General features: G+C 36.2%; 13 protein-coding genes. 9 read left to right on the top strand and 4 right to left on the bottom strand.

The window, feature by feature from the left end; genetic code table 11:
• Positions 1-29: 29 nt before the first annotated feature.
• Both ACFE0M_RS09365 and ACFE0M_RS09360 read right to left on the bottom strand, forming a co-directional pair.
• A complete protein-coding gene (locus tag ACFE0M_RS09365) occupies positions 30-1,139 on the bottom strand; it encodes a PQQ-dependent sugar dehydrogenase (RefSeq protein WP_434545493.1) in 1,110 nt (369 codons plus the stop codon).
• A gap of 483 nt (positions 1,140-1,622) precedes the next feature.
• On the bottom strand, positions 1,623-3,383 hold the full coding sequence (locus ACFE0M_RS09360) for an AMP-dependent synthetase/ligase (protein WP_434545492.1): 1,761 nt from the start codon (positions 3,381-3,383) through the stop codon (positions 1,623-1,625).
• A 186-nt stretch (positions 3,384-3,569) separates the two neighbouring features.
• On the opposite strand from ACFE0M_RS09360, the gene ACFE0M_RS09355 reads away from it, so the two are divergent.
• Positions 3,570-3,887 (top strand): hypothetical protein, encoded by a 318-nt coding sequence (locus ACFE0M_RS09355; RefSeq protein WP_434545491.1) that lies wholly within the window; start codon positions 3,570-3,572, stop codon positions 3,885-3,887.
• Between the two features lie 65 nt (positions 3,888-3,952).
• On the opposite strand, the gene ACFE0M_RS09350 is transcribed toward ACFE0M_RS09355, so the two are convergent.
• Positions 3,953-4,372, bottom strand: a complete 420-nt coding sequence (locus ACFE0M_RS09350) for a nucleoside-diphosphate kinase (RefSeq protein WP_434545490.1) — start codon at positions 4,370-4,372, stop codon at positions 3,953-3,955.
• A gap of 194 nt (positions 4,373-4,566) precedes the next feature.
• On the opposite strand from ACFE0M_RS09350, the gene ACFE0M_RS09345 reads away from it, so the two are divergent.
• The 8 genes from ACFE0M_RS09345 (at position 4,567) to ACFE0M_RS09310 (ending at position 9,929) form a co-directional block, all read left to right on the top strand.
• Positions 4,567-5,610 (top strand): DHH family phosphoesterase, encoded by a 1,044-nt coding sequence (locus tag ACFE0M_RS09345; RefSeq protein ID WP_434545489.1) that lies wholly within the window; start codon positions 4,567-4,569, stop codon positions 5,608-5,610.
• On the top strand, positions 5,597-6,529 hold the full coding sequence (locus ACFE0M_RS09340; RefSeq protein ID WP_434545488.1) for an FKBP-type peptidyl-prolyl cis-trans isomerase: 933 nt from the start codon (positions 5,597-5,599) through the stop codon (positions 6,527-6,529). The genes ACFE0M_RS09345 and ACFE0M_RS09340 overlap by 14 nt, the downstream gene beginning before the upstream one ends.
• Position 6,530: 1 nt before the next feature.
• Positions 6,531-7,070, top strand: coding sequence for an FKBP-type peptidyl-prolyl cis-trans isomerase (locus tag ACFE0M_RS09335; RefSeq protein WP_434545487.1), 540 nt, complete (start codon positions 6,531-6,533; stop codon positions 7,068-7,070).
• Between the two features lie 13 nt (positions 7,071-7,083).
• On the top strand, positions 7,084-7,590 hold the full coding sequence (locus ACFE0M_RS09330) for an FKBP-type peptidyl-prolyl cis-trans isomerase (RefSeq protein ID WP_434545486.1): 507 nt from the start codon (positions 7,084-7,086) through the stop codon (positions 7,588-7,590).
• Positions 7,591-7,610: 20 nt separating this feature from the next.
• Positions 7,611-8,189, top strand: coding sequence for a non-canonical purine NTP diphosphatase (locus ACFE0M_RS09325; protein ID WP_434545485.1), 579 nt, complete (start codon positions 7,611-7,613; stop codon positions 8,187-8,189).
• A gap of 281 nt (positions 8,190-8,470) precedes the next feature.
• On the top strand, positions 8,471-8,593 hold the full coding sequence (locus ACFE0M_RS09320; protein WP_434545575.1) for a non-canonical purine NTP pyrophosphatase: 123 nt from the start codon (positions 8,471-8,473) through the stop codon (positions 8,591-8,593).
• 29 nt (positions 8,594-8,622) lie between these two features.
• Complete coding sequence (gene udk / locus ACFE0M_RS09315; protein ID WP_434545484.1) at positions 8,623-9,240, top strand: uridine kinase; 618 nt, start codon at positions 8,623-8,625, stop codon at positions 9,238-9,240.
• On the top strand, positions 9,237-9,929 hold the full coding sequence (locus ACFE0M_RS09310) for a potassium channel family protein (RefSeq protein WP_434545483.1): 693 nt from the start codon (positions 9,237-9,239) through the stop codon (positions 9,927-9,929). The genes udk and ACFE0M_RS09310 overlap by 4 nt, the downstream gene beginning before the upstream one ends.
• A gap of 451 nt (positions 9,930-10,380) precedes the next feature.
• Here ACFE0M_RS09310 and ACFE0M_RS09305 read toward each other — a convergent pair whose 3' ends face one another.
• Positions 10,381-10,797, bottom strand: a complete 417-nt coding sequence (locus ACFE0M_RS09305; protein WP_434545482.1) for a helix-turn-helix domain-containing protein — start codon at positions 10,795-10,797, stop codon at positions 10,381-10,383.
• Positions 10,798-10,878: the final 81 nt, after the last annotated feature.

Below are 10,878 nucleotides of genomic sequence, written 5' to 3'. Positions count from 1 at the left end.
ATAGGGCTGTTTTAAAGGGATAAAAAAATTTAATTATTTGGCATCAGTTTCACAATTTTTCCTGGGCCTTCCACTGCAACATATAAATATCCATCAGGACTTTCCGCTACATGTCTTACTCTTCCAATCCCTTCTAATAATTTTTCTTCTTCCAAATAATTACCTTCTTCATCCAAAACCACTCTATTCAAATATTGGAATTTTAGTAAGCCCATCAGTATATTATTTTTCCATTCTGGATAACGGTCACTTGTCACGAAGGTCATTCCGCAAGGAGCAATTGAAGGATCCCAATAATGAACTGGTTGCATCATGCCTTCCTTTTCAGTTTCATCTGTAATAATACTACCATCATAGTCAATTCCGTAACTGATTTCAGGCCATCCATAATTCTTGGCTTTTTTCACAATATTCAATTCATCTCCGCCTTTAGGGCCATGTTCATGCGCCCAAAGTTCCCCGGTTTCAGGATGAAATTGCATGCCTTGTGGGTTTCTGTGGCCATAGCTCCAAATGCTTTTTTCGGCATCGGGTATTTTTACAAAAGGATTGTCTTCTGGCACATCACCGTTTTCATGCAATCGGTGTACTTTTCCGAAAGGATTACCTACTGATTGAGCATTATCCATTTCGCCTCTTTCACCTATGGTAAAGAAGATGTAACCATCTTTAAAATCAATTCTTGATCCGAAATGAACCCCAGAGCGCGTTTTAGGAAATGATTCGTAAATAAGTTCTTTATCGACCAAATTCTCGCCCTCTAATTTTGCTCTCATAATAGCTGTGCTTCCACCGCCATCACCTGGTTTAGAAAAGCTGAAATAGATCCAGCCATTGCTGTCATAATCTGGGTGTAATTGAATATCTAATAATCCTCCTTGGTTGTTGTGATAAACTTCTGGAACGCCATTAAGCTTTTTGCCAGTGTATTGATCATTTTCAATAACTAATATTTCACCACTCAATTCTGTTACCAGCATTCTACCACCTGGCAACCAAGTCATTCCCCAAGGGTTATCCAATCCATCGACAATGGTAACGGCTTCAAAGTCTGTTGGGGCTTTTTCTTTTTCAGCCTGACAAGAAAGGGTAATTATCAGGCTTAAAAATAAAGTAGGTATATAAATCGATTTTTTCATAGTTTATGATTTTTGATCTATTTTATTATACCGTTTTGAGAGATTATTGTTGGATGAAGGGCGAAATAAATCGAGTTGGTGCTAAACGCGTTTAGCTACACAACAAACGTTAATGACTTTTCAAACAAGTTTCAAAAGGTTGGTGGCATATCGAACGAAAACCATGATGAATAATAAGTATAGCTAAAACAAATAAAATCTTATTCTTTGTGAGGTCTCAGCGTTTTCTCAAGTCTAAAGTGATACATTGAGATTTTTGTGCTTGGTCCAAGCGAGACGCTTGAACCAGTGTAGGGGAATTAATAAAACCTATCCTCACCGCAGTATTTTATTTTAGGCCTGAAAGGCCGTCATATTCCAACACAGGGTGAAGCCCTGTGTTAAAAAAACTAGTCCCAAAGACCTGAAAGGGCGAAATACCTTTTCAGAACTAAGCAATTTATCTACTTCAGTTACTAGATTACTCCCTCAGATTGATAGTAATTAATCCTTATAGATACTCTCAATCTCCTTCTGATAATTATTTTCAATTATCTTCCTTTTTAAGCTCAATTTTGCGGTTAGCTCATGATTTTCCACCGTCCAGGCTTTTGGTAATAAAACTGTTTTTTTGATTTTTTCCCATTGAGCAAAATGGTCATTGATTTTGTCAATCTCTTTTTGAAATTTATCAATAATGTTTTGTTGTTTTACCATTTCTGCATCAGAAGAATAAGCGATGCCTTTGTGTTGACACCATTCTTTTAAAGCCTCAAAATTTGGAACTATTAGAGCTCCTGGGAATTTCTGCCCGTCACCTACAACCATTGCCATTTCAATTAATGTAGATTCTTTCAATTTGTTTTCTATAAATTGCGGTGCAATATATTTACCACCTGATGTTTTAAACATCTCCTTTTTTCGATCGGTGATTTTGAGGAATTTTCCATTTACCATCTCTCCGATATCCCCAGTATGGAACCAACCGTCTTTATCTATAACCTCATCTGTTTTTTCGGGTTGGTTATAATAACCTTTCATGATGTTTGGCCCTTTAGCCAGTACTTCGCCATCTTCTGCTATTTTAATTTCAACTCCCGGTAAAGCTGGTCCAACAGTACCTATCAACATATCTTCTTTATTATATCTATTGAAAGAAATTCCCGGAGAAGTTTCGGTTAAGCCATAGGCTTCCAAAACCGGTATTTGGGCAGACCAGAAAATAGTGGCCAAGCGGGGTTGTAATGCAGCACCTCCAGAAGCAATTAATTTAATATTTCCACCTACGGCCTCCCTCCACTTACTGAAAATCAATTTATTGGCCAATTTTAATTGAAAATTATACCATGCCCCTTGATTTTTATTACGGTCAAATTTGTGGCCTAAATTCAAAGCCCAGAAAAACAATGATTTTTTAATCCCTGATAGGTCCATTCCTTTGGCCACAATTTTGTCGTAAATTTTTTCCAGTAATCTCGGAACAGTGGTGAACATGTCGGGCTGAACCTCTTTTAAATTATCACCAATTTTCTCAAGGTTTTCAGCATAATAAACTGCTACGCCTCTATATAGATAGAAATAAACACTTGTTCTTTCGAATATGTGGCAAAGAGGTAAAAAGCTAAGGGATTTTCTCAAACCATCCACATCCAAATTTTCATTTACAGCTTTTGCATTGCTTAAAACATTACGGTGAGTAAGCATTACACCTTTCGGGTTCCCTGTGGTTCCAGAAGTATATATTAAGGTAACCAAATCTTCTGGCTCAACGGCATCTCGGTATGGCTGTAAATCGGTATCATCATTTTCACCACTTTCTTTAAGCTCAGTCCAATGAGGCACTCCCTCAAGTTTTTCATAAGAATAAATGTTTTTGATGAAAGCAAGCCCTTCCGATGCTTTCTTAACTTTATCATACAACTCTTGATCTTCAGCAAAAACATACTTTAATCCTGAATCTTCAAATATAAATTTATAATCCTTTGGGGTAATGGTGGGATACATGGGCACACTTACTGCTCCAATTTGCTGTAATGCTAAATCTATAAAATTCCATTCGGGCCTGTTGGACGAAACTATACCTACTTTATCGTTTTTAGCTAAGCCTAATTTTAGAAATCCCCTTGAAATGGAATCCACTATTTTGATTACTTCATCGGTGCTGTAGTTTTTCCATTCACCATCATATTTATAAGAAAATGTATCCTTAAGGGGGTTATTGGCTTTTTGGTAGCTTAATAAATCAAATAGTCGAGTAGGTTCCATAGTAATGTGCTTTAATTTTTCATTAATATAAATGAAAATCGGTCTATTGCCATTCAAACAAAAGGAAATTTTCCTTTTTCATGCAAAATTAATTTAAACCTTACAGCTATAAGTAAGTTATCAATATCTTATAAGTATAAATCCATAATTATTCAATATATTTGACAACAGCAAAATGTAATAGCAATGTCGATTTATAAAAAAGCCGGTATTATCATTTTATTGCTTGCTTCCTTTTTTGCATTTGATGTTTCAGCCAAAGAAAAAGAAGATAAAAAAGAAAAGGTTGAGGCAGAACCGGAAAAGAAGAAGTGTGAAAAAACCGATTCTTTGAATGCCTTACAAGAAAAGGCAATTGTAAAAGACAGTTTGAATGAAAGCAAGAATAACGCTCCAAGTTCTATGTCTTCTATGGCCTATAATATCCTTTTTCAAGTGATCTACAGATACAGCTTTAAGGAAATCTTTGATTCTCCCGCTGCATCAGAGATTGTGACGAATTAAAATAAAAAAACCTCCGAAATTATTTCCGAAGGCTTTTGTCTTGATTTTAGAATATAATATCTCTCTTAAAACTTTTCTATATCAGCAAAGAAGAAACTTCCTTCTATTTGTGCGTTTTCGTCAGAATCTGATCCATGCACAGCATTAGCTTCTATTGATTTAGCAAATATTTTTCTAATAGTCCCTTCAGCCGCATCAGCAGGGTTAGTAGCGCCAATCAGTTTTCTGAAATCCTCAACTGCATTATCTTTTTCCAATATCATGGCAACAATATTGCCACCTGACATATAAGCTACTAAGTCTTTATAGAAAGGACGCTCTTTGTGAACAGCATAAAACTGTCCGGCTCTTTCTTCACTTAATTTGGTCATTTTCATAGAAACGATTCGGAAACCACCTTCCTCAATCATTTTAGTAATTGCACCAATGTTATTTTCACCCACTGCATCGGGCTTGATCATCGTAAATGTTCTGTTTCCAGCCATTGTATTTAATTTATTGATTTGAATATTTTATGGTGCAAATTTAAAGGATTAATCTGATATGAAATATTATATTTCCTTAAACTCAATATGAATTCCTTTTTTTAGTATGGGCTAAGCCCTTTGGGCGTTTGTTTTTCATGATTTTCTTGTCAACTTTGCAAATCAATTTAATCCCATTAGGGTTAATCTGATTCATGCAGGATATTTTAAAATTAAAGGAGGTCTTAGAAAAACCTCAAAATATTGTAATTACTACCCATCAAAAACCCGATGCAGATGCATTGGGAAGTAGCTTGGGAATCTATAATTACTTAATTAAAACAGGTCATAAAGTTACGGTGATTACACCTACAGATTATCCTAAATTCTTAAATTGGATGAAGGGTAATGATCAAGTCATGGTCTTTAATGAGAATGGAAATGAAGCAAAGGCAAAAAAGCTAGTTGCGGAGGCAGACCTTATTTTTTGCTTGGATTTTTCCAACCTTAAGAGAATAAATGAATTGGGCGATGCTGTTAGAGCATCCAAAGCAGATAAAGTACTGATTGATCATCATAGAGATCCAGAAGATTTTGCGGAATATGTTTATCATGATGTAGATTCGGCCTCAACGGCTCAATTGATTTTCAAATTAATCAAACTTTTTGGTGATAAGGAACAAGTGGACAGCGATACGGCCGATTGTTTATACGCAGGCATCATGACCGATACAGGTTCCTTTAAACATCCTAATACTACTCAGGAGGTTCATGAGATTGTGGCAGAATTGATCAGCTTGGGAGCCAATAATTCGGAAGTATCTCGATTGATATACGATACCAACTCTTTGGATCGTTTAAAATTTTTAGGATTTGCCCTCAGTGAAAGGCTAACGGTTTTTGAAAAAGAACATGCGGCTTATTTTGCTATTTCAATGGAAGATTTGAAAAAATTTAATTCTAAAAATGGGGATACAGAAGGATTAGTGAATTATGCTTTATCAATTGACGGCATCACCATGGCCGCATTATTTACAGAGACTGAGGACGGCACCAAACTTTCGCTGAGATCAATTGGTGATTTCGAAGTGAATACTTTGGCAGGAGAGTATTTTAAAGGCGGGGGTCATAAAAATGCGGCCGGAGGAAAAGTTGATCTGAGCCTGGAAAAAACAGTTAATCTATTCGAAAAAATTATTAAAGAATACTCAAAACAATTACAAAAAAGAGAAAAAATAGAAGTCTATGAACAATTATAAAAATCTGGCAATCGGATTATTATCACTTTTACTTTTTGTAGGATGTGATAGCCAAAAGCAAGAAACAACGGAAGATGGTGTAAATTATGTCATGATTGAATCAGGAGAAGGAGAAAGTTTTGATGAGGGTGATTTTGCTATATTTTCTATCAAAATTATTGACAGTAAGGATTCTGTAATGATTGATAGCGAAAGAGATGGTGAACTACCAGTTCAAATCAACGATTCCATACTTTCAACCAGAGGTCCTTTATTTTCCATTTTGAAGGAATTGAAGATAGGTGATAGCGTTAAAACCAAATTGACAGCAAGTCAAGTGTTGACGGAAGGGTTTAGACAACCCATTTCAGCGGATAAGGACAAAGCTGAAAGACTGACGATTTTTGCCAAAACCTTGGAAAAATTAGATACTGCTGGCTTCATGGAATGGCAACAGCAAAAAAGAGCCGAAGCCATGGAGGAAATGCAAAAGAAAGCAGAAGAACAAAAGGGAATTGATGATCAGCTGATCAAAGATTTCTTAGCAGAAAATAATATTGAAGCTAAAAGAACTGAGTCTGGTTTATTCTATATGGTTACAGAAGAAGGTACTGGAGAAAAGCCGGAACAAGGTGATTCAGCTAGTGTAAATTATGTGGGTAAATTGATGGACGGAACAGTATTTGACACTTCTTATGAAGATATAGCAAAAGAAGCTGGTGTTTACAACGAAAACCGTGACTATAAACCATATACATTTCCTATTGGTGCAAGACAAGTGATAAGTGGATGGGACGAAGGCATTATGTTATTGAATGAAGGAAGTAAGGCAACTTTATATATTCCATCTGGATTAGGTTACGGTCAAAGGGGTTCAGGAAGGAGAATTCCACCGAACAGTTCTTTGATTTTTGATGTTGAGCTTGTGGAGGTAAAATAATATGAAAAAATTAATGTTTTTGATGATGACAGGGCTAGTTACAGTCCTGTTTTCATCCTGTGAAGAAGATTGTGAAAACCTTAGAGGGGAATGCCCTGAGGAGCAATTAGCAGAAGATGTTCAACTTATTGAGCAATACTTAGAGGATAATAATCTCACTGCTGAAAGGCTTACTTCCTACGATTTGTTCTACATCATTGAAGAACAAGGAACTGGGGAACAGCCAGAAAATGGACAAAACATATCGGTAAATTATGTCGGTAAATTCTTGGACGGTAAGGTTTTCGATACATCCATTGAATCAGTTGCAAGAGATGCAGATATATATAGTGAAAATAGAACTTATGAGCCTTTTAGTTTTACCTTAGGGCAGCGCCAGGTAATTTTAGGCTGGGACGTAGGTTTGAAGTTGATTAATGAAGGCGGAAAAGCCACTTTGATTTTACCTTCTTATATGGCCTATGGACCAAGAGGAAGTGGTTCAATTCCTGCGAATACCGTTTTACTTTTTGAAGTTGAATTAGTGAGCATCAATGAATAAATCATCATTTACAATGATCAAAAATCTTTTATCTACCAGCTCTTTCAGTATTTTATTTGTTGGTATTTTTTCTTGCCAATCTGAAATCCAATGCGATCAATTACCGGAAACGTCTGCAGATCAAACTAGGCTGGAAGCACAAATCGATGAAATAGATAGCTATTTAGAATCAGAAGGGATTAACTACAGTACCCATTCATCAGGTATCAGATATTCCGTGCTTGAATCGGGCGTTGGAAACTCACCGGATTTTTGCTCAGGGGTTTCAGTTGATTATGAAGGCAGGGTCTTAGGTGAAGACGAAACTTTTATTTCAGGAATCGGGACGGATTTTTCTTTAAGATCCAATCAAGTGGTTGTTGGATTTAAAATAGCCATTAGTTTGATGAATCAAAATGCTGATTACAGACTTTTTATTCCCGGAGAGCTCCTCATCAATAGGGGTATCAGCAATACGGTTCCCAATAATATCCCTGATGGTGAAAATGTAGAGTTTCGCGTAAGGTTGAATAGTTATTAAAACAGACTGTAAACAATTATATGAAACTTTGTTTCGCTACCAACAACCCCAACAAAATCAAGGAAGTATCTCAACTCTTAGGAGAGAAATTTGAGCTCTTAGGACTGAAGGATATAGGATGTAATGAAGAATTGAGGGAAGACCAAAGTACTTTGGAAGGCAACGCACAACAAAAAGCCGAATACATTTTTGATCATTATCATATCAATTGTTTTGCAGATGATACTGGACTTGAAGTCGAAACATTGAATAATGAACCCGGTGTTTTTTCCGCCCGATATGCGGGGCCACAGCGTTCAGATGAAGATAATATGGCACTTCTCTTGGAGAGATTAAACTCTTCCGACAATAGAAAAGCAAGGTTCAGAACGGTGATTTGTGCTTTTATCCAAAATCAAAAGCATTTTTTCGAAGGTACTGTAGAGGGAGAAATCGCCAAAGCTCATAATGGAAATCAAGGCTTTGGCTACGATCCTATTTTTATTCCCAAGGGCTATTCACAAACCTTTGCCCAAATGAGCCTAGCCGAAAAAAACAAAATCTCCCACCGATCGATAGCCGTCAAAAAATTGGTCGAATTTTTAAAAACAAATTCTTAAAAACAGTATAAAAATTGTGGTTCTAGTTTTTCAAATAACCGTAAGTTGAACTAAAAATTTTTAATTTAAAATTTGCTTTATATAGATTTGAGGAAATTACATTTTAATAAAGTGATTGAAAGTTAAGTCCTTCAATTTCGCTATCAGCGAAAAAGCGGGCTGGATGGCAAAACGGTGAGCCGGCGGTGGCAAGAAGGGTGGAAACTTCGTTTTGCCTAGATTTTTTGCATACTTTTTCATCATTGGAAAAAGTATAAAGCACCAAATGTGCACCCAAATATATTACTATCATTTTTAACATACTACAAACCTTTGCCCAAATGAGCCTAGCCGAAAAAAACAAAATTTTCCATCGATCGATAGCCGTCAAAAAATTGGTCGAATTTTTAAAAACAAATTCATAAAAACAGTATAAAACTGTAGTTTTGCATTCATGAACAATCCATTCATTGTAGGCATCACAGGAGGAAGTGCATCAGGAAAAACCATGTTTCTGAAAAGTTTACTTAACCATTTCCCTAAAGATGAAATCTGCCTTGTTTCTCAAGATAATTATTATAAAGACCGACATTTACAGCCTAAAGACGAAAACGGAGTCGAAAATTTTGATACGCCACAATCCATTGAGTTTGATGACTACGCCCGCGACATCAAGATGCTGAAGGAAGGAAAACCAGTGAGCCGCAAGGAATACACTTTCAATAATCCGGATGTCGTACCCAAAATGCTGGAATTTAAACCGTCCAAAATTATAGTGGTGGAGGGTTTATTTGTATTTTACTTTCCGGAGTTGGTGAAGTTATTGGATTTAAAGGTGTTCATAGATGCTAAAGATTATGTAAAGCTCAAAAGAAGGATCATGCGTGATAATTCTGAGCGAGGCTATGATTTGGATGATGTTTTGTATCGATACGAAAAACATGTGGCACCCACCTATGAAAAATATATTGATCCATTCAAATACGATGCCGATATCATTGTGCCAAATAACAATAAATTTGATAAAGGTCTGGAAGTTTTAGTATCTTACCTCAAAAATAAAAGCAAATGACCAATCGCTTTGCAGTAATCGGATTAGGACAGTTTGGAGAATCCATCGCCCGAACCTTGAGTGACAGTGGTGCGGAAGTACTGGCCATTGACATCGACCTTGATAAAGTAGAAGCTATTAAAGATGATGTGGCCTATGCTGTAGCATTGGATTCCACGGATGTGAAAGCCTTGAAAGCACAAAATATTCAGGACATGGATGCCATAGTGGTGGCCATAGGGGAGAATTTTGAAGGGCTTTTATTAACTACGGTTTTATTGTTGGAACTGGAAGTAGAACGTATTATTGCCAGGGCTGCCAATGCACAACAGCGTATGATTTTGGAAAAAATGGGGATTGAGGAAATCCTTTCTCCTGAAGAAACCGTGGGTAAAACCGTAGCAGAAATGTTGTTGCACCCCAATATGAAATCCTTCCTTCCCTTGCCTGATGATTATGAAATTGTAGAAATTAACACTCCCGCAAGAGTGGTGGACCAAACCATTAGTGAAATAGGGTTAAGAGAAAAATATAATCTGAACTTAATTACCGTCAAAAGACTGTACGATGAAAAGGTGGACGGTCAACTACAGCAAGTAGAACATATTATTGGCGTTCCCCGAGCTGATACTTTCCTTAAAGAAACGGATATCATGATCATCTTAGGCAAATCGAAGGATGTGAATAAGTTTATTGAGGTGAATAAGTAGGTTTAGGGGCTAAACCTTTTCCAAAGTTGTAAACTTTGGAAAAGATGCTTTCTGAGTTTTTTTATTAGCCAAGATAATCCAGTTTTACATCATACACTCTTTATAAATTTCTTACTTTTTCCATTGATGAAAAATGAAGCTACCTCCCACAAATGCCAACGCTGGCCCGCCATTTTACCCTCCTGCCGGCTTTTTCGCTTAAGGCGAAATTGGGGGTGTTAGCTATTAATGCATTCATTAAATAAATTTTGTCTTAGTGTACTTTTTTGCAATATTGGAAAAGTGTTAAAACGACCACTTCCGAGGAACTCGGAAAAGCGGGAGGCAGGAAAGTTTAGCGAGCCTGCGTTGGGTCATGCGTTCGGAAGCATTAAACTTTCTTGATTTTTTGTTTCTTTTTGATTAAGCAAAAAGAAAGGGAAAAAAGATGGTAATACCTATAGCTACTAAATTAATTCATTCGATATTGTAATCTCAAGCAAAAATCTTTTTCAAAGTTTAGAACTTTGGAAAAGTTGGTTGAAAAGAATTTACCCCCCCCCCTATTTGAATACAAATGTTCTTTAATTTCTAAAAGCTGATTTTTTAATGACTTTATCTCCTTGTAAAGCTCAGGTATTTCAATTTCTTCATTTTCTACTGATTGATTTGAGTGGGTTGACTGAAGCAAATCAATGTAATTTATTCTCAAGATTTTACATATTTCTAACAAATCATTTAGCAGAATATCAGACTTACCATTTTCAATTCTATTGAATTTACTTTGGCTAATTCCAATGCTGTCGGCAATAAATTGTTGGCTAATGCCTTTTTTAAGGCGTATTTTTGGATCAATCTGAAAACCTGGGGAGAAGTATTTTTTAAGCATAGATTTTTGAGAGTCTGAAAAGGAAAAAGGATACATTTTTCACACCTCTGAATTGGGAGCGAAAAGCTTTGATCTTAGCAT

The sequence above is a fragment of the Marivirga sp. genome (assembly GCF_051117495.1).
Taxonomy (GTDB): Bacteria; Bacteroidota; Bacteroidia; order Cytophagales; family Cyclobacteriaceae; genus Marivirga.
The sequence above is the reverse complement of the archived record's forward strand: the minus strand, read 5'-3'. Positions and strand labels throughout refer to the sequence as shown.